This window comes from Streptomyces sp. Je 1-369, from assembly GCF_026810505.1.
Classification (GTDB): Bacteria; Actinomycetota; Actinomycetes; order Streptomycetales; family Streptomycetaceae; genus Streptomyces.
This window is the reverse complement of sequence record NZ_CP101750.1, coordinates 3,883,443-3,900,577: the sequence shown is the minus strand read 5'-3', so window position 1 is coordinate 3,900,577 and position 17,135 is coordinate 3,883,443. Positions and strand designations below refer to the sequence as shown.

Here is a 17,135-nt window from a genome sequence, read left to right as displayed (position 1 = left end):
GATGAGGGGCGTTGTCTTCGACGGGGCGCGGGTCGAGGTCGTCGACGATCTGGAGGTACGTGCTCCGGGGCCCGGGGAGGTGCTGGTCGCGGTGGCGGCGGCCGGGCTGTGTCACAGCGACCTGTCGGTGATCGACGGGACCATTCCGTTTCCGCCGCCGGTGGTGCTCGGGCACGAGGGCGCGGGGGTCGTCGAGGCGGTGGGGGCGGGGGTGGCGCATGTGGCGCCGGGGGACCACGTGGCGCTGTCCACGATCGCCAACTGCGGTGCGTGCGGGGAGTGCCACCGTGGGCGGCCGACCATGTGCCGCAAGGCCATCGGGACGCCGGACCAGCCGTTCACGCGGGGCGGCAAGCCGGTGTACCAGTTCGCGGCGAACTCCTCCTTCGCGGAACGCACGATCGTGAAGGGCGTACAGGCCGTGAAGATCCCGGACGACATTCCGCTGACGTCCGCGGCGCTGATCGGCTGCGCCGTGGTGACGGGGGTGGGCGCGGCGCTGAACCGCGCGAAGGTCGACCGGGGCGACACGGTGGTGGTGATCGGCACGGGTGGGATCGGGCTCAACGTGTTGCAGGGCGCGCGGATCGCGGGGGCGGGGGTGATCGTCGCGGTCGACGCGAACCCGGAGAAGGAGGCGGTGGCGCGGCGCTTCGGGGCGACGCACTTCTTCGCCTCGACGGAGGGGGTGCGGGAGGTGCTGCCCCACGGAGTGGACCACGCCTTCGAGTGCGTGGGGCGGGTCGAGCTGGTACGGGAAGCGGTGAACCTCCTGGACCGGCACGGTCAGGCCGTGCTCCTGGGGATGCCGGGGGCGACGGCCGAGGCGTCGTTCGTGGTCGCGTCGATGTTCCTGGACAAGTCCATTCTGGGCTGTCGGTACGGGAGTTCGCGGCCGCAGCGTGACTTCGCGCTGTACGCGGACCTGTACCGGGACGGACGCCTGCTCCTGGACGAACTGGTGACGGCGACGTATCCGGTGGAGGACTTCGCGGCGGCGGTGGCGGACGCGGCGGCGGGGAGGGTGGCGCGGGGGGTCCTGACGTTCTGAGAGGCGTGCCCCCCCGGCACCCTCGCGCGGAAGCCCTCGCGGAAAAATCGCGAGGCTCCGCGGGGCGGGGGTCGGTAGGTTCGGGGGGTGGGGTATTCGGCGGTCAGGTCGTGGGGTGTCGTCCGGTGGGGGATCGTGGCTGTCGGGGCGCGCATGCCCGTCGCGGCCGCGCCCCTCGCGCTCGTGTTCCTCGTGCGGGAGCGGCCCGGTGGGTACGTGCTCGGTGCCGTGCTCGCCGCCGCGTACGTCGTGGGGGAGATCATCGGCGCCCCTCTCCTGGGGATGCGGATCCGGGCGGAGCGGGCGCGGACCGAGATGGCCGTGGGGCTCGGGATCGGCGGCCTCGCCTTCGTGGGGCTCGGGGTCCTGCACGACGCGCACCCCGTCGCCCTGGGCGCCTGCGCCTTCGTCGCAGGTGCCGCCCCGGCCGCCGCCCCGGGCGCCTTCCGCACCCTGCTGACGAGCATCGTGCCGGAGGCGGCCGTCGCCCAGGCACTGGCCGTCGAGTCGATGCTGACGTTCACCATCTGGGCGGTCGCGCCCGCCGCCGTCACGGGGCTCGCCCTCGGCGTCTCCCCGGCGCTGCCCCCGCTCCTGGCCGGACTGCTGATGACCGGCTCCGTGGCGGGCCTCTGGATGCTGCCCGCGGGCTGGCGGGCGGACGCCGACGACCGCGGCGGCGAGTCCATGGCGCGGATCCTCGCGCGCGCCTGGCCGCTGTTCGTGACGGGCGCGGCGAGCCTGTCGATGCTGGCGCTCGCCGAACTGGTGCTGCCCGCGCTCCTGGAGCAGCGCGGCATCGACATCGGCTGGGCGGGCCCGCTGCTCGTGGCGCTCGCGGTCGGCTCGGCGGTCGGATCGTTCGTGTACGGGCTGCGGCGCTGGCCGGGACGGCTGCGTACGCAGAGCATGGTGCTGATGTTCGGCGTCTCCGGATGTCTCGCCCTCGTCGCCGTACTGCCCGGCGTCGCCTGGCTGTTCGCCGCGCTCGCGGCCGCCGGTGTGCTGCAGGCGGGCGTCATGCTGACCCGGAACCTGTCGCTGCGCGACGCGCTGCCGCCCAGCGCCCTCGCCGCGGGCTACTCGGTGATGTACGCGGCCGTCGGCGCCGGTTACGCGGCCAGCGGGTCCCTCGCCGGTGGCCTGCTCAGCGTCGTGTCGCCGTCGACGGCGATCCTGGCGGGCGTGGGACTGGGTGTCGCCCTCACCCTGGTGGGGGTGGCGGGCGAAGTGAAGCCGGTCGTCGTCCGGTACGCGGACGCAGACGCGGACACGGGGGCGGATGCGGGGGCGGGCTCAGTGCGTGGGGACGTCGCGGAAGGTTCGGCGGTAGGCCGTCGGCGTGACCCCTAGCGCGGCCTGAAGGTGCTGCCGCATCGACTGCGCCGTACCGAAGCCCGCGTCCGCCGCCACCTGGTCGACGGAGAGGTCCGTCGATTCGAGGAGGTGCCGCGCCCGCTCCACGCGCTGCTGCGTCAGCCACTGGCCGGGGCTCACGCCGACCTCCTCGCGGAACCGCCGGGTGAACGTGCGGACCGACATCGACTCCTGCGCGGCCATGTCGCGCAGTTGCAGCGGCCGGTCGAGCCGGCCGAGCGCCCAGGCGCGTACCGAACGCGTCGTGGCCAACTGCGGTTCGGGCAGCGGGCGGTGGATGTACTGGGCCTGACCGCCGTCCCTGTGCGGCGGTACGACGGTACGGCGTGCCACCTCGTTGGCGACGGCGGTGCCGTGGTCGCGGCGTACGACATGCAGGCACAGGTCGATGCCCGCGGCCACGCCCGCCGACGTGAGGATGTCGCCGTCGTCGATGAACAGCACGTCAGCGTCCACCTCGACCCGGGGGAAGAGTGCCTGGAAGTGGTCGGCGGACGACCAGTGCGTGGTGGCGGGTCGTCCGTCCAGGAGACCTGCCGCCGCGAGGATGTACCCGCCCGTGCAGATGGCCATCAGCCGCGTACCCGGCCGGATGTGACCGAGGGCGTCGGCCAGTTCGTCGGTGAGGCGGCCCTCCTCGTGCACAGGGCCCAGCTCGTACGACGCCGGGATGACGACCGTGTCCGCGGTGGCCAGTGCCTCGGGGCCGTGCTCGACGACGATCGCGAAGTCGGCGTCCGTGCGGACGGGGCCCGGCGGGCGGACGGAGCAGGTCACCACCTCGTACAGCCGTCGCCCCTCCGGAGTGCGCGCGCCCTTGAAGATGCGTTGCGGGATGCCGAGTTCGAAGGGGATCACGCCGTCCAGGGCGAGGACGACGACGCGGTGGCGCCGACCGGGCGTGCCGTCGGGGGCGGTGGACGAGGTGGCGGTGGTGGACGAGGTGGCGGGAACGGCTGGATCGGCCATGGCCCGATCCTAGCGAAGGCTGTCCTCCGGGCCACTCGTTCCGGCACGGCCGATTCTCGATCCTTTATGACGTGACCCAGACAACCGAGACGCCCGCGCGGGATGCCGGGGACGGCAGCTCCACCCCGCCGGGCGCGCCCAGGCGCCGTACACCCCGTATCCACCGCGCATGGTTCGTCGCCGCCGTCACGTTCGTGACGATCATCGGCGCCGCCGCGTTCCGTTCCCTCCCCGGTCTGCTCTTCGACCCGCTCAATGACGACTTCGGCTGGTCGCGCGGCACCGTCGGACTCGCGGTCTCCGTCAACCTCGCGCTGTACGGCCTGACCGCGCCGTTCGCCGCCGCGCTCATGGACCGCTTCGGCATCCGCAAGGTCGTCGCGGTCGCGCTGGTCGTGATCGCCTGCGGCTCCGGCCTGACCGTGTTCATGGACTCCGTGTGGCAGCTGCTGCTCTGCTGGGGGCTGCTCGTCGGGCTCGGGTCGGGTTCGATGGCGCTCGCCTTCGCCGCCACCGTCACCAACCGGTGGTTCACCGAGCGGCGCGGGCTCGTCAGCGGCATCCTCACCGCGGCCTCCGCGTCGGGTCAGTTGATCTTCCTCCCGCTGCTTTCCTGGATCGTGGACACGTACAAGTGGCGGCCCGCCGCCGTGACGGTCGCGCTCGCGGCCCTCGCGGTCGTCCCCTTCGTCTGGCTGCTGCTGCGCGACCACCCGGCGGACGTCGGCCAGAAGCCGTACGGGTCGCAGGAGTTCGTCCCGAAGCCGCCGCCCGTACCCGGCGCGGCACGGCGCGCGATCACCGTGCTGTTCAAGGCCGCCCGCACCGGCCCCTTCTGGCTGCTCGCCGGGTCCTTCGCGATCTGCGGCGCCTCGACGAACGGGCTCATCCAGACCCACTTCATACCTGCCGCGCACGACCACGGCATGGGGCCGCGGGCCGCCGCCTCCCTGCTCGCCGTCATAGGGATCTTCGACATCGTCGGGACCGTCGCGTCGGGCTGGTTCACGGACCGCTTCGACTCGCGGCGCCTGCTCGCCGTCTACTACGCGCTGCGCGGCGTCTCGCTGCTCTTCCTGCCGATGCTGCTCGCGCCGGACGTCCGGCCGCCGATGATCTTCTTCATCGTCTTCTACGGCCTGGACTGGGTGGCGACCGTCCCACCCACGCTCGCGCTCTGCCGCGAGCAGTACGGCGACGACAGCGCGATCGTCTTCGGCTGGGTGCTCGCCTCGCACCAGGTGGGCGCGGGTCTCGTCGCGTTCCTCGGCGGGGTGGCGCGGGACGTCTTCGGCTCGTACGACGTGATCTGGTACGCCTCGGGGGCGCTGTGCGCGGCGGCGGCGCTGATGGTGCTGGTGATCCGGCGGGCCGGGACGGTACCGGGTGCGGTCGCCGTCAGCGGGTGAGGCGCGCCCTCAGCGGGTGAGGCCCTCAGCGGGTGAAGCGGCCGAACGTTCCCCGGTGGAACAGGAGCGGGTCGGCGTCGTCCGCGGTCGCGCCGAGGGCGTCCACCCGGCCGACGACGATGAGGTGGTCGCCGCCGGTGTGCACGGCCTGGATCGTGCAGTCGACCCAGGCGGGCGCCCCGGCGAGGCGCGGCGATCCGGAGACCGGCGCCGCGTCGTACACCACCCCGGCGAACTTGTCGGCGCCGCTCACCGCGAAGCCGCGGCACAGGTCGCCCTGGTCGGCGCCCAGGATGTTGACGCAGAAGACACCGGCGCGCGCGATGCGCGGCCACGTCGTCGACGTACGCGCCACCATGAACGACACGAGGGGCGGGTCCAGGGAGAGCGAGGCGAACGACTGGCAGGCGAAGCCCGCGGGCCCGCCGTCCTCGTCGGGCGGCGACGTGATGACGGTGACGCCCGTCGCGAAGTTCCCCAGCACACGCCGGAACTCGCCCCGGTCGAGCGGCGCGCGCTCGTCGTCGCCGACCGCCCGCAGCTGAGGGCGCGGTAGCACCTCGACGGGCGCCGTGGTGGTGCGGGCCCCGACCGACCTGAGGTATCGAACAGCGGTGGCCGCCATCCCTGCGTGTCCCATCACGCCACCCATTGAAGCTGACGGGCCGTCAGATGGGAACCCCGTGGCCGAAAGGCTTTGGTCCGGACCCGCGGGCGTCAGCGGCCGCGGTACGTGGATGTCAACGACCGCGGTACGTGGATGTCAGCGGCCGCGGTACATGGATGTCAGCGGCCGCGGTACGTGGGTGTGCGGCGTTCGACGAAGCTCGTCACACCTTCCCTCGCGTCCGCCGTCGTCATGTTGATCTCCTGCGCCGCGGCCTCGGCGGCGAAGGCGGTCGCGCGGTCCGACTCCAGGGACGCGTTGACCAGCTGCTTTGTCAGGGCGAGGGCGCGGGTGGGCCCGACGGCGAGGCGTTCCGCCCACTCCCGTGCCGTCTTCTCAAGATCGTTGGCCGGTACGACACGGTTGACGAGCCCCATCCTCTCGGCGTCGGCGGCCGGCACGGCGTCGCCGAAGAACATCAGCTCCTTGGCGCGCTGCGGCCCGACGAGCCGCGGCAGCAGATACGCGCCGCCGCCGTCCGGCACGAGTCCACGGCGTACGAACACCTCCACGAACTTGGCGTGTTCGGCGGCAACGACCAGATCGCAGGCGAACGCGAGGTGCGCGCCGATGCCGGCCGCCGTGCCGTTCACCGCGGCGATGACCGGCTTCTCGCAGTCGAGGACCGCGGATACGAGCCGCTGGGCGCCCTGCTTGATGGTGCGGGCGACGTCACCGGCCATGCGCTCCTGCCCGGCCGTGGCGGCGGGGACACCACGCAGGTCCGCGCCCGCGCAGAAGCCCTTGCCGGTCGCGGTGATCACGACGGCTCGTACGGCGGGGTCGGCGGAGGCGTCGCCGAGCAGCGCGATGACGCGTTCGCGCTGGTCCCAGGTGAGGGCGTTCATGGCATCGGGCCGGTTGAGCGTGATCCACGAGACGGCGTTGTCAGTGGTGTGCCGTATCAATGTGGTGAGGGGATCGGCCGCGTGCTCGGCCGGTCGGTTGTCGGGGGCGGGGGCGGGGGAGGCGGTCATGGGCAAGTGGCTCCGTTTTGGGTGGGTTGCGGCGCGGAAGCGTGTACGTGAGCGCAGGGCGCTGAGACGTGCGGGGGCCCGGCCCGGGGCGTTGCGCGGCTGGTTGTCCGGGGGCCGGGTCCGAGTCCGGGTCCGGGCCTGTGCCCTCGGTGGCGGGCTAGCGGCAGACGGCCAGTGCGTCGAGTGCCACCGCTCCCTGCCCCCGCGGCAGCACCATCAGCGGGTTGATGTCCAGCTCCGCGAGGTCGTCGCCGAGTTCCAGGGCCATGCGCTGCACCCGCAGCACGACCTCGACGAGCGCGTCGACGTCGGCGGGCGCCGCGCCCCTGACCCCGTCGAGCAGCGCACGCCCGCGCAGCTCCGACAGCATCGCCTTCGCCTGGTCCTCCCCGAAGGGCGGCACCCGCACGGCCGCGTCCCGCAGCACCTCCACGAGGACACCGCCGAGCCCCACCGTCACCGTCGGCCCGAACAGCGGGTCGTGCGCGACGCCGACGACCATCTCGACGCCCCGCTCGACCATCTGGCAGACCAGGATGCCGTCGAGCTCGACGCCCTCGTAGCGGGCGATGTCCGTGAGCTCCCGGTAGGCGTCCCGCACCTGGCTCGCCGAGGTCAGGCCGATCTTCACCAGGCCCAGCTCGGTCTTGTGCGCGAGCCGCGCCCCCGAGGCCTTCATGACGACCGGGTAGCCGACGAGCCCGGCCGCCCTGACGGCCGCCGCCGCGCTGGTCACCAGCTGCTCGCGCGGCACCCTGATCCCGTACGCGCGCAGCAGCTGCTTCGCCGCGTGCTCGCTGAGCTGCTGGCCCGGCCGCATCAGGGCCTGAGCCTTGCGGAAGGACGGGGAGGGGGTGCGCGGCGCCTCGTCGAAGGGCGAGCGGTAGTGGGCCGTGAAGCGGTGGTGGTCCAGATAGGCGCGTACCGCCGTGATGCAGTTGGCGAAGGTGCGGAACGTCGCGACGCGCGAGGAGCCGAGGAGCGTCGTGCGGTAGGCCTCCTCCGTGCCGACCGGCGAGCCCCACACCACGCACACCAGTTTGTCCGTCTGCTCCGCCGCGTCCACCAGGTCCTGCGCGAGCTTGTCGCTCATGGGAGGGAACGGTCCGGTGATGGGGCAGATCAGCACCCCCACCTCCGGGTCGTCCAGGATCGCGTCGATGATCTTCCGGCCGCGCCAGTCGCCGACGGGATGCCCGCCGTTGTCGACGGGGTTGGCGACGTTCAGGTACTCGGGTATCCACTGGTGCAGCTCCGCCTGCCGGTCGGCGGAGAGCGTGGGCAGGGCGAGCCCGGCCTCGGTCGCCAGGTCCGCGAAGTGCGCGCCCGTGCCGCCCGAGATCGAATACACGACGACGCCGTCCGCCATCGGCTTCCGCGCCCGCGCGAGGAGCGCGGAGGTGTCCTGGAGCTCGTCGAGCCCGTCGACGCGGATCACGCCGAACTGCCGCATCGCCGCGTCCACCACCGTGTCGGCGCCGGTCAGCTTGCCGGTGTGTGAGGCGGCCGTGCGGGCGCCGGTCTCGGTGCGGCCGACCTTCACGGCGACGACGGGCACCCCGCGCCGGGCCGCCCGGTCGGCGGCGAGCAGGAAGGCGCGGCCGTCCTTGAGGCCCTCGACGTAGCAGGCGATGGCGCCGACCTCGGGGCGCTCGGCGAAGTAGGAGATGAAGTCGGAGGTCTCCAGGTCGGCTTCGTTGCCGGTGGGCGCCCAGTGCGAGAGGCGTACGCCGAGTTCCTGCATCGTGAAGAGGGGGCGCCCCTGGTGGCCGGACTGGGTGATCAGCGCGATGGCGGGTCCTTCGAGGTCCTCGCGGAACTCCTCGAAGGCGTTGAGGTTGGTGTTGGGGCCGAGCAGCCTGAGGCCGGAGCGCTGGACGGCGGCCGTGAGCCGCGCCTGGGCGGCCGCGCCCTCCTCGCCGGTCTCGGCGAACCCGGAGGCGAAGGCGACGGCGAACCGCACCTTCTCCTCGGCGAGCCGCTCGATGACGGGCAGCGGGTCGCCGACCAGGAGTACGGCCAGGTCGACCTGTTCGGGCAGGTCCGCGACGGAAGGGAAGCAGGGGATGCCGAAGACCGACTGACGGGTGGGGTGCACGGGGTGCAGGCGCGCGCCGACGCGTTCGGCCCAGGCGATGAGCTGCCGGGTGATGCCGGTGTTGGGGCGCCCCTCGGCGTCCGACGCGCCGACGACGGCGACGGAGGCGGGGCGGAAGAAGCGGTCGAGGTCGGGTACGCCGGCGTACAGCGGTCGGCCGCTGACGTCCAGGTCGTCCGCCGTGACGGCTCTGCCGTGGACGGCGTGGGGAGGGAGTTCGCCGCAGGCCACGACATGGGCGCGGCGGGGGTCGGTGGTGAAGGTGCCGTGAGTAGATCCAAGCATCGGTCCGCCCGCTCCTGTGTGACAGCACTTACCTGACGCCTTGCCTGAGGCCCTGAGGCCTTACCTGACACACAGTCAGATTACTGAACTGACGCCACGTCAGGAATGGTGCTGCGCGTAAAGGCTGCGCGGGCCCGGGATCTTCTCGTCGGGTGCGGTCAGTGGGCTATCGCCTTCGCGATCTTCTCGGCGTCGCGGGCCAGTTCGCGGAGCATGCCGCTGATGGGGTTGGTGAAGCCGGTGAAGTACAGGCCGGGGGTGTGCTTCGGGGTGCGGCGGCCGTGGCAGGTCGGGCGGCCGCGGGTGTCGAGGACGCCGAGGTCGCCGACGAGCCCTTCGAGGGCACGCCGGTAGCCCGTCGCCGCGATGACGACGTCCGGGCCGATTCTCGTGCCGTCGGCGAGGGCGACCTTGCCGTCCTCGAACGACTCGACCGCCGCGACCGGCTCGACCCGCCCCTTGCGCACGGCGTCTATCAGGCCGACGTCCTGCACCGGGATCGAGCCCTGCTTGGCGCGTGAGTACAGGCCGGTGTCGGGGCGCGGCAGCCCCCGTGTGGTGAGGTCGGGCACGCCGACCCGGGCGATGGGCCGCGCGAGCCGGTCCACCAGGGCGACCGGCAGCCTGCGGCACAGGATGCCGGTGCGCTGGGCGGGCCAGCCCAGCGTGGAGCGGCGCACGATGTGCGGCGCGGTGCGCACCGCGAGGCGGACCCGGGTGGCGCCGCCCTCGGCGAGGTCGACGGCGATCTCGGCGCCGGTGTTGCCGACGCCGACGACGAGGACGTCCTTGCCGGTGTGGGGGCGGGGGTTGCGGTAGTCGGCGGCGTGCAGGAGTTCGCCGGTGTAGGTGTCGCGGCCGGGCCAGTCCGGGAGGTGGGGCGTGTGGTTGTAGCCGGTGGCGATGACCACCGCGCTGCCCAGGAGTTCGCGCCCGCCCGTGGCGCGCAGCAGCCAGCCGGTGCCGTCGTCGGTGCGTTCCAGGCCGGTCACCTCGACGCCGGTGACGACGTCGAGCTGGTGGTGCTCCGCGTACTTCTCCAGGTAGCGGACGACGTCGTCGCGCGACACCCAGCGGCCGGACGACCGTGGGATGGAGAGCCCGGGAAGAGCGGAGAGGCGGCGCGTGGTGTGCAGGTGGAGGCGGTCGTAGTGGCCGCGCCAGGAGGCGCCGACGTGGTCGGCCTTCTCCAGGACGACCGCGCGGACGCCGCGTGCGTGCAGGGCTGCCGCGGCGGCGAGCCCGCCGGGTCCGCCGCCGATGACGTACACGGGGCGGTCCTGCACGAGCGTAAGCGGAGGGGTCGAGTCGGCCATGACTGGAGAGTAACCGTGTGATTACTTGATGGGTGACGGTCAAGTCCGAAAGCGATTGCGAATTGATCACGGGTGTGCGGGGTGTGTGTGCGGGGTGGCGTACGGCTCTTGCGGACTTGGTGGCTCGTACGTTGAACTGACCTACCGTCAGATCTGCGTGGCCGACGGTCGAGGTACGCCGGGCGCGGCTTTGGCCGGTTCTCTTCCCCTTCCGCGATCGGACTCCTCTTATGGGCACGGAGAAGCTGAGTACGGAGAAGCTGAGTACGGAGCCGAGCGTCGAGCCGCGCTTCGATCTTCCTGAGGTCGACGCCTTCACCCGGCCCTACTGGGACGCGGCCGCCGAGGGGCGTTTGCTGGTTCGCCGCTGCGGGGCGTGCGGGGCGGCGCACCACTACCCGCGCGAGTTCTGCCCGCGCTGCTGGAGCGAGGACGTCTCCTGGGAGGAGGCGAGCGGCCGCGCCACGCTCTATACGTGGTCGGTCGTGCACCGCAACGACCTCCCACCGTTCGGCAGCCGCGTCCCCTACGTCGCCGCGGTCGTCGATCTCGCCGAGGGCCCCCGCATGATGACGGAGGTCGTCGACTGCGAGCACGGGGAGCTGCGGATCGGGATGCCCGTGTGCGTGACGTTCCGTGAAGCGGCGGAAGGGGTGGAAGGGGTGGCGGTCGCGCTGTTCCGGCCTGCGGATACTGGTGCATGCGCATAGAGACGATGGAGACAACGGAATCCGCCGACTGGCGGCTGACCACCGACCTCGACGGGTTCCTCGCCCGGGCCGAGGAGTTCCTGCACTCCGAGCCCGCCGTGCACACCGTCCTGCTCAGCGTCACGGAGACCCTCCGGCAGCGTGGGCTTCGGGCGTACGGCGACGGGGAACCCCTCTTCGGTACGTACGCCGACTCCGACGGCACCGTCCGCGGCGCCTTCCTCCGGACGCCCCCGCACCGCGTCGCCCTCGGCCCCGTCGCCCCCGAGGCCGCCGAAGCCCTCGCCCGGCAGCTCGCCGAGGTCGGCCCGGACCTGCCAGGCGTCGCCGCCGACCGCGCCACAGCGGAGACGTTCGCCCGGGCCTGGGAGAAGCACACCGGGGCCTCCGTCGCCCTCGGCATGCGCCAGCGCCTGTACCGGCTCGACGCCCTCACCCCGCCCGACCCCGCACCGTCCGGCCGTGCCCGCGTGGCCACCGCGGCGGACCGGGACCTGCTGGCGCGCTGGTACGAGGAGTTCGGCCGGGCCGCCCACGAACGCCCCGCGATGGATCCGCACGCGTGGGCGGACTCCCGTATCGCCTACGGCGGCGTCACCCTCTGGGAAACCCCCGACGGCACGCCGGCCGCCATGGCCGGCGCCACCCACCGCATCGCGGACCAGGTCCGCGTCGCCCCCGTCTACACCCCCGCCGACCTGCGTGGCCGCGGATACGGAGGCGCCGCCACCGCGGCGGTCACCCGTGCCGCGCTCGACGCGGGCGCGGCGGAGGTCCTGCTCTTCACGGACCTGGCCAACCCGACGAGCAACCGCCTCTACCAGCGTCTCGGGTACCGGCCGGTCGTGGACTTCGCCCAGTGGGACTTCACGGCCACAGCAACTCCTTGACCCAGCCGTCGCCGCCGTCGCCACCGTCGCCCCTCCGGTACCGCAGCCGTACGTGACGGCGTTGTGCGTCGCCCTGGAAGAACTCCGCCTCCACGGGGTCCAGGACGTACAGCGTCCACGTCGGCGCGTCCGCGTCCGGCTCCGCCCGCGCGCGCTCCCAGGCGGTGGCGGACGACGCCGCCAGCTCCTCGTACGAGGAGAGGACCTCGCTCTGGCGGCCCACCAGCGCCGCCGCCAGCGCCCCGGTCGACCGGGCGTGCAGGTCGGCGAGGCTCTCGGCGTGCGGGGCCGTCGTGACGCGGCCCCTGACCCGGATCTGGCGACCCTGCGCCGCCCAGTAGAAGTGCAGGGCGGCCTCCGGGCGGGCCGCGAGCTGGCGGCCCTTCGTGCTGCTCGCGTGCGTGGCGAAGTGCCAGCCGTGCTCGTCCGCGTCGTGCAGCATCACGGTCCGTACGTCGGGACCGCCGTCCTCCGCGACCGTCGCCAGCTGCATGGTGTGCGGCTCGGGCTGCCCGGCCGCGACCGCCGACGCGAACCACGCGTGGAAGAGGGGCAGCGGTTCGGCCGGGGCATGTGCCGCGTCGAAGGCCGGGAGTTCGGTGTCCCAGACCTTCTGGGACCGGAGCAGCGTACGGAAGGTCTCCTGCTGAGGTGCGGGTGCAGTCATGCGTCGATTGTGGCGCGGACCGCCGACTGCTTCGTTCACTCCGGTTCTCCGACGAGCTGCGCCATGAGTACGCCGTGCAGCAGCTCGCCGTCCACGAACACCCCCTGCCGTGGCGGCCCGCACCGCCAGCTCAGCGGAAAGGTGTTGCCGTGCGGCGCGGGAACGCCGACGTACTGGTCCCGCGCGGCGGGCCCGAGACACGTGGCCCCCGGCGGCCAGTCGAAGTCCTTGCTCGTCCCCGGCGCGAGCAGGAAGTAGTTCCAGCGGCCGCCCGACACCTCGCGGATGACGGGCCCGGGGTCGCCCTCCGTGAGCGTGCCGAGGTGGTGCAGGACGGCCTCCCCGCGTACGCCTCGAACCCGGATGGCATCAAAGTGCACGCCGGTGAGACGGAGTTGGAGGCCGGAGGCGGGTACCCAATCAGGGGTGTGTTCGGTCGTCATGACTACGAGAGTCGGGGTGACTGCGTAGCGTTACCAGAGGCGCAGGGAACACATCGGCAGGGCGTGGACAGGACGGTGGCGTTGTGGTGATGGGTGAGAAGACGACGACCGAACGGGCGGACACGGCCGTGCCGTCCCCGGCCCGGAGGCTGGTGGGAGGCCTGCTCAGGAACTTCCGCGAGCGGTCAGGGCTGTCCCGCAAGGACGTCGCCGGGCGGCTCCTGGTGTCGGAGTCCCTGGCGGGCGCGTACGAGCGGGCGGAGCGCATCCCGACGTCCAACTACTTGGACGACGCGGACTCGGTTCTGGACGCGCGGGGTGCGCTGAAGTCCTGCATCCCGCTGATGGAGGAGGAGAAGTATCCGCCTACGTATGTGGGCTGGGTGCGGCTCCAGAAGACGGCGGCCAGTGTCGACGGATACGAAACCATGGTCTTCCCAGGGCTATTGCAGACCGAGGACTACATCCGTGCCCTGTACGAGGAGCGCGTGCCGCAGATGACCGAGGGCGAGATCGAGAAGAACGTGGTGGCACGGCTGGAGCGACAAGCGGTACTGGCCCGTACCCCACCGCCCATGATCGGTTACGTCATCGAGGAGTCGGTACTCAGGCGCCCTATCGGTGGTCGTGAGGTGCTGCGGAAGCAATTGCTGCATGTGCTGGAGTGCGTGCGCACCCTGCGTCACCTGAAGGTGCAAGTGATGCCGACGGAAACCCGTGAGCATGCGGGAGTCCACGGGGCGATCCAACTGCTGAGCACGCCCGAAGGCCGTAACTTCTCCTACGACGAAGGGCAGATCACCGGTAGGTTGATCTCAAAGCCACAAGAGGTAAATCAACTCATCGGCCGTTTCGGCGCCTTGCGGGCGCAGGCACTTACGCCACGAGCGTCTGCGGAACTGATCGAGAGAATGGCGGGACAGCTATGAACGCCGAGCTGGCGTGGTTCAAGAGCAGCTACAGCGGCAATGAAGGCACTAATTGCGTCGAAGTCGCCTACACCTGGCGCAAGTCGAGCTACAGCAGTAACGAGGGCGGCGAGTGCGTCGAGGTAGCCGCCTGCCCCCACGCCATCCACATCCGCGACTCCAAGACCGCCCACGAGGGCGGTCCCACCTTCACGGTCACGCCCACCGCGTGGACCACGTTCCTCGGGTCAGCGCCCGAGTACGACCGTCCCTGACGAGCAGAACCACCCGCCCGTTCCTGACGCCACCGCCAGTTCGGGCAGGGTGCCGTCAGGTCGGCGGACCTGGCCGTCGCCCGCCTGCCCCCTGAGTTGACGTACCGCCTCGACCAGCAGGAACAGGCCCCGCATGCCGGGGTGCTGGGCGGAGAGGCCGCCGCCGTCCGTGTTCGTCGGCAGGCCACCGTCCCGGAGCAGGCGGCCCTTCTCCACGAAGGGACCCCCCTCGCCCTTCTCGCAGAAGCCGAGGTCCTCCAGCGTCACCAGGGTCATGTACGTGAAGGCGTCGTAGATCTCCGCGATGTCGATGTCCGAAGGCCGTACCCCCGCCCGCTCGAAGGCGAGGCGGCCGCTGACCGCCGCCGGGGACACCGTGAAGTCGTCCCACTCGGACATCGTCGTGTGCGAGACGTGCTCGCCCGCGCCGAGCACCCACACCGGCGCGGACGCGCAGTCCCGTACGTACTCCTCCGCCACGAGCAGCACCGCCGCGCCACCGTCGGACCGAATGCAGCAGTGCAGCTTCGTAAAGGGGTCGGCGATCATCGGGCCGCCCAGGACGTCGTCGACCGTGATCGGGTCGCGGAACATCGCGTCGGGGTTGGTGGCCGCGTTCGCCCGCGCCTGCACGGCGACGGAGGCGAGCTGTTCCAGCGTCGTGCCGTACTCGTGCATGTGGCGGCGGGCGGCCATCGCGTACTTGGCGATCAGGGAGTGCCCGTACGGGACCTCGAACTGGAGCGGGCCGCGCGCGCCGAAGGAGAGGTTCGACGTACGACGGCGTGCCTTGATGTCGGCGCGGGCCGTCGAGCCGTAGACCAAGAGTACGGCGTTCGCCCGGCCCGCCGCTATCGCGTCCGTCGCGTGCGCGGCCATGACCTCCCAGGTGGCGCCGCCGACCGAGGTCGAGTCCACCCAGCGCGGACGCAGGCCCAGGTACTCGGCGACCTCCACCGGGGCCAGCGTCCCGAGGCCCGCCGACGCGATGCCGTCGATGACGTCGCGGGACAGGCCGGAGTCGGTGAGTGCGCGGCGGGCCGCCTGGGCGTGCAGCGCGTACGGCGTCGCCTCGTCGACGCGGCCGCAGTCCGAGAGGGCGACACCGACGACGGCGACCTTGCGGGCGGAGCCGGAACGGGCGGCAGGGGTCATAAAACTGACGGTACATCAGGTAGACGCCTACGGAGGAGGGGTGCGGTCACGGTCCACACTCTGTGCATATCGTCGCCACCGGCCTAACATGACGGCCCGTCAGATCTGGCACCCGGGCCGCCGTGCCCGGGGCCTCGGGGAGGAGCCTGCCGATGGACGCCGCCTTCAGCGCGGAGCAGGGCGAGATCCGCCGCACCCTTCGCGAAGTGATCTCCAAACGGTGCGGGCCCGACGAGGTCAAGGCGGCCGTGCGCACGCCGGACGGCCACGACACCGCCCTGTGGACCGCGCTCGCCGAACAGCTCGGGCTGCCCGGCCTCGCTCTGCCCGAGGCCTGCGGCGGCGTGGGCTGCACGGTCGCGGAGCTCGCCCTCGGCGTCGAGGAACTGGGACGCGCCCTCGCGCCGACACCGCTCCTCGCCACCGCCGTACTCGCCGCCCCGCTGATCCTCGCCCTCGGCACCGCCGAGCAGCGCGCCGCCCACCTGCCGCGCATCGCCGCCGGTGAGCTGAGTGCCGCCCTCGCCGTCCCCGGCACCGGGCTCGCCACGGCCCTCGGGCTCGTCGGCGACAACCGCGGCGACTGGGCGGGCGGCGGCCGGGCGGGCGGCGTGCAGGCGCGGCCGGTCGACGGGACGTGGCGGCTGTACGGGCAGGCCGAGCAGGTCATCGACGGGCACAGCGCGGGGCTGCTCGTCGTCGCCGCGCACGCGGGCGGGTTCGCCCGGTCCCGTACGCTCCTCTTCCTCGTACGGGAAGGCGCGCCGGGCATGGTGCGGGCCCGGCAGACCTGCCTCGACGAGACCCGTACGCAGGCTCGCGTCGAACTGCGCGATGTCGAGGCGGAGTTGCTGGGTGCCGACGACGCGGACGTGCCGGGCGCGCTCGCCGCCGTGGGGGACGTCGCGGCCACCGTCGTCGCCGCGGAGGCCGTCGGGGCGGCCGAACGCGCTCTGGAGCGCACTGTCGAGTACGTGCAGCAGCGCGAGCAGTTCGGGCGCACGATCGGGTCCTTCCAGGCGGTCAAGCACCGGCTCGCCGACGTGTACGTACAGGTGCAGGCGGCGCGGTCGGCCGCCTACTACGCGGCGTGGGCCGCGGGCGCCGAGGCCGCCGGGTTCGGCGGACAGGGCGCCGAGCGGGCGGGCGGGCTGGCGCTGGCGCAGGCGCTCGACGCGCTGCGGACCGCCGCGTCCGAAGCGGTGCAGCTGCACGGCGGCATCGGCTTCACCTGGGAGCACGAGGCGCACCTGTACTTCAAGCGGGCGTCCGGCGACGACCTCCTCTTCGGTCCCGTGCACCGGCTGCGGGCTCGGGCGGCGGAGCGGGCCGGTCTCTTCGAGTCCGCCGAAGCCGAAGCCGAAGCCGAAGCCGAAGCCGAAGCCGAAGCCGAAGCCGAAGCCGAAGCTGAGGAGGCCGTCTGATGGCGGGGGCCGGGCTGCGGCTCGTGCAGAAGGTGTCGTCCACCCGCGCCTTCGCCAAGGTCGCGCCGCACTTCATCCCCGCCATGGACCGGACCGTGCACCGGCTGACCCGGGGCAAGGTGCTGCCGAGCGCGCGAATGCTGCCCGGCGTCATCCTGACCGCGCGCGGCGCGAAGAGCGGGGTGCCGAGGCGGACGCCGCTGGCCTGCATGCCGGAGGAGGGCGGGCGGAGCTGGGTGCTCGTCGGGTCGAACTTCGGGCGGCCCGGGCATCCCGCGTGGACCGTCAATCTGCTGGCCGACCCCGAAGTCGAGGTGAACTGGCGGGGCACCGACATCCCGGTGCGGGCGCGGCTCCTGTCGGGGGAGGAGCGGGCCGAGGTCTGGGCGGCGGCGCTGAGGTTCTGGCCGCCGTACGCCGCGTACCAGGCGCGGGTGGAGCGGGAGATACGGCTGTTCCGGCTGGAACGCCGGGGTTGAGTACGGGCGGGTCCCGACCACAACGGCGGACCACC

17 protein-coding genes are annotated in these 17,135 nt (G+C 72.5%); 9 read left to right on the top strand and 8 right to left on the bottom strand.

The genetic code is table 11. From position 1 onward, the window contains the following. Position 1 precedes the first annotated feature (1 nt). Positions 2–1,051 carry a Zn-dependent alcohol dehydrogenase gene (locus tag NOO62_RS17635; RefSeq protein WP_268771847.1) on the top strand — a complete coding sequence of 350 codons (1,050 nt, stop codon included), beginning with the start codon at positions 2–4 and terminating at the stop codon, positions 1,049–1,051. 87 nt (positions 1,052–1,138) lie between these two features. Beyond that, on the top strand, positions 1,139–2,404 hold the full coding sequence (locus tag NOO62_RS17630) for an MFS transporter (protein WP_414930842.1): 1,266 nt from the start codon (positions 1,139–1,141) through the stop codon (positions 2,402–2,404). Here NOO62_RS17630 and NOO62_RS17625 read toward each other — a convergent pair. Then, complete coding sequence (locus NOO62_RS17625; RefSeq protein WP_268771846.1) at positions 2,348–3,397, bottom strand: GlxA family transcriptional regulator; 1,050 nt, start codon at positions 3,395–3,397, stop codon at positions 2,348–2,350. The genes NOO62_RS17630 and NOO62_RS17625 overlap by 57 nt on opposite strands. A 71-nt stretch (positions 3,398–3,468) precedes the next feature. Between NOO62_RS17625 and NOO62_RS17620 the strand changes: the two genes are divergently transcribed. After that, positions 3,469–4,806: an MFS transporter gene (locus tag NOO62_RS17620; RefSeq protein ID WP_268771845.1), complete on the top strand. Its 1,338-nt coding sequence runs from the start codon at positions 3,469–3,471 to the stop codon at positions 4,804–4,806. 25 nt (positions 4,807–4,831) lie between these two features. Here the strand turns inward: NOO62_RS17620 and NOO62_RS17615 are convergent, their stop codons facing one another. The 4 genes from NOO62_RS17615 to NOO62_RS17600 form a co-directional block, all read right to left on the bottom strand. After that, positions 4,832–5,446 (bottom strand): flavin reductase family protein, encoded by a 615-nt coding sequence (locus NOO62_RS17615; protein WP_268771844.1) that lies wholly within the window; start codon positions 5,444–5,446, stop codon positions 4,832–4,834. A gap of 146 nt (positions 5,447–5,592) precedes the next feature. After that, positions 5,593–6,450, bottom strand: a complete 858-nt coding sequence (locus tag NOO62_RS17610) for an enoyl-CoA hydratase/isomerase family protein (protein ID WP_268771843.1) — start codon at positions 6,448–6,450, stop codon at positions 5,593–5,595. Between the two features lie 157 nt (positions 6,451–6,607). Next, positions 6,608–8,833: an acetate--CoA ligase family protein gene (locus tag NOO62_RS17605; protein ID WP_268771842.1), complete on the bottom strand. Its 2,226-nt coding sequence runs from the start codon at positions 8,831–8,833 to the stop codon at positions 6,608–6,610. A gap of 158 nt (positions 8,834–8,991) precedes the next feature. Beyond that, the gene (locus tag NOO62_RS17600; protein ID WP_268771840.1) at positions 8,992–10,149 is read right to left on the bottom strand and encodes a flavin-containing monooxygenase; all 1,158 of its coding nucleotides are present in this window, start codon (positions 10,147–10,149) and stop codon (positions 8,992–8,994) included. A 230-nt stretch (positions 10,150–10,379) separates the two neighbouring features. Between NOO62_RS17600 and NOO62_RS17595 the strand changes: the two genes are divergently transcribed. Both NOO62_RS17595 and NOO62_RS17590 read left to right on the top strand, forming a co-directional pair. Then, complete coding sequence (locus NOO62_RS17595; RefSeq protein WP_268771839.1) at positions 10,380–10,859, top strand: Zn-ribbon domain-containing OB-fold protein; 480 nt, start codon at positions 10,380–10,382, stop codon at positions 10,857–10,859. After that, positions 10,850–11,749 (top strand): GNAT family N-acetyltransferase, encoded by a 900-nt coding sequence (locus NOO62_RS17590; protein WP_268771838.1) that lies wholly within the window; start codon positions 10,850–10,852, stop codon positions 11,747–11,749. Before NOO62_RS17595 ends, NOO62_RS17590 begins: the two co-directional genes overlap by 10 nt. On the opposite strand, the gene NOO62_RS17585 is transcribed toward NOO62_RS17590, so the two are convergent. Continuing rightward, positions 11,727–12,416, bottom strand: a complete 690-nt coding sequence (locus NOO62_RS17585; RefSeq protein ID WP_268771837.1) for a pyridoxal 5'-phosphate synthase — start codon at positions 12,414–12,416, stop codon at positions 11,727–11,729. The genes NOO62_RS17590 and NOO62_RS17585 overlap by 23 nt on opposite strands. 35 nt (positions 12,417–12,451) lie before the next feature. Next, positions 12,452–12,859 carry a hypothetical protein gene (locus NOO62_RS17580; RefSeq protein WP_268771835.1) on the bottom strand — a complete coding sequence of 136 codons (408 nt, stop codon included), beginning with the start codon at positions 12,857–12,859 and terminating at the stop codon, positions 12,452–12,454. Positions 12,860–12,948: 89 nt separating this feature from the next. On the opposite strand from NOO62_RS17580, the gene NOO62_RS17575 reads away from it, so the two are divergent. Both NOO62_RS17575 and NOO62_RS17570 read left to right on the top strand, forming a co-directional pair. Further along, positions 12,949–13,788, top strand: coding sequence for a helix-turn-helix domain-containing protein (locus NOO62_RS17575; protein WP_268771834.1), 840 nt, complete (start codon positions 12,949–12,951; stop codon positions 13,786–13,788). Beyond that, a complete protein-coding gene (locus tag NOO62_RS17570; protein ID WP_268771833.1) occupies positions 13,785–14,042 on the top strand; it encodes a DUF397 domain-containing protein in 258 nt (85 codons plus the stop codon). Before NOO62_RS17575 ends, NOO62_RS17570 begins: the two co-directional genes overlap by 4 nt. Here NOO62_RS17570 and NOO62_RS17565 read toward each other — a convergent pair. Continuing rightward, positions 14,016–15,197 carry a thiolase C-terminal domain-containing protein gene (locus tag NOO62_RS17565; RefSeq protein WP_268771831.1) on the bottom strand — a complete coding sequence of 394 codons (1,182 nt, stop codon included), beginning with the start codon at positions 15,195–15,197 and terminating at the stop codon, positions 14,016–14,018. The two genes, NOO62_RS17570 and NOO62_RS17565, sit on opposite strands and share 27 nt — an antisense overlap. A 152-nt stretch (positions 15,198–15,349) precedes the next feature. Between NOO62_RS17565 and NOO62_RS17560 the strand changes: the two genes are divergently transcribed. Together NOO62_RS17560 and NOO62_RS17555 are read left to right on the top strand one after the other, a co-directional pair. Next, entirely contained in the window at positions 15,350–16,621 is a 1,272-nt protein-coding gene (locus NOO62_RS17560; RefSeq protein ID WP_268771830.1) for an acyl-CoA dehydrogenase family protein, read from the top strand. Continuing rightward, the gene (locus NOO62_RS17555; RefSeq protein ID WP_268771829.1) at positions 16,621–17,100 is read left to right on the top strand and encodes a nitroreductase family deazaflavin-dependent oxidoreductase; all 480 of its coding nucleotides are present in this window, start codon (positions 16,621–16,623) and stop codon (positions 17,098–17,100) included. The genes NOO62_RS17560 and NOO62_RS17555 overlap by 1 nt, the downstream gene beginning before the upstream one ends. Positions 17,101–17,135 lie beyond the last annotated feature (35 nt).

What these genes read in the sequence shown, in the direction of transcription:
- NOO62_RS17635 (WP_268771847.1), top strand. Translation starts at nt 2, where the DNA reads ATGAGGGGCGTTGTCTTCGACGGGGCGCGGGTCGAGGTCGTCGACGAT.
- NOO62_RS17625 (WP_268771846.1), bottom strand. Translation starts at nt 3,397, where the DNA reads ATGGCCGATCCAGCCGTTCCCGCCACCTCGTCCACCACCGCCACCTCG.
- NOO62_RS17615 (WP_268771844.1), bottom strand. Translation starts at nt 5,446, where the DNA reads ATGGGACACGCAGGGATGGCGGCCACCGCTGTTCGATACCTCAGGTCG.
- NOO62_RS17610 (WP_268771843.1), bottom strand. Translation starts at nt 6,450, where the DNA reads ATGACCGCCTCCCCCGCCCCCGCCCCCGACAACCGACCGGCCGAGCAC.
- NOO62_RS17605 (WP_268771842.1), bottom strand. Translation starts at nt 8,833, where the DNA reads ATGCTTGGATCTACTCACGGCACCTTCACCACCGACCCCCGCCGCGCC.
- NOO62_RS17600 (WP_268771840.1), bottom strand. Translation starts at nt 10,149, where the DNA reads ATGGCCGACTCGACCCCTCCGCTTACGCTCGTGCAGGACCGCCCCGTG.
- NOO62_RS17595 (WP_268771839.1), top strand. Translation starts at nt 10,380, where the DNA reads ATGGGCACGGAGAAGCTGAGTACGGAGAAGCTGAGTACGGAGCCGAGC.
- NOO62_RS17590 (WP_268771838.1), top strand. Translation starts at nt 10,850, where the DNA reads ATGCGCATAGAGACGATGGAGACAACGGAATCCGCCGACTGGCGGCTG.
- NOO62_RS17585 (WP_268771837.1), bottom strand. Translation starts at nt 12,416, where the DNA reads ATGACTGCACCCGCACCTCAGCAGGAGACCTTCCGTACGCTGCTCCGG.
- NOO62_RS17580 (WP_268771835.1), bottom strand. Translation starts at nt 12,859, where the DNA reads ATGACGACCGAACACACCCCTGATTGGGTACCCGCCTCCGGCCTCCAA.
- NOO62_RS17575 (WP_268771834.1), top strand. Translation starts at nt 12,949, where the DNA reads ATGGGTGAGAAGACGACGACCGAACGGGCGGACACGGCCGTGCCGTCC.
- NOO62_RS17570 (WP_268771833.1), top strand. Translation starts at nt 13,785, where the DNA reads ATGAACGCCGAGCTGGCGTGGTTCAAGAGCAGCTACAGCGGCAATGAA.
- NOO62_RS17565 (WP_268771831.1), bottom strand. Translation starts at nt 15,197, where the DNA reads ATGACCCCTGCCGCCCGTTCCGGCTCCGCCCGCAAGGTCGCCGTCGTC.
- NOO62_RS17560 (WP_268771830.1), top strand. Translation starts at nt 15,350, where the DNA reads ATGGACGCCGCCTTCAGCGCGGAGCAGGGCGAGATCCGCCGCACCCTT.
- NOO62_RS17555 (WP_268771829.1), top strand. Translation starts at nt 16,621, where the DNA reads ATGGCGGGGGCCGGGCTGCGGCTCGTGCAGAAGGTGTCGTCCACCCGC.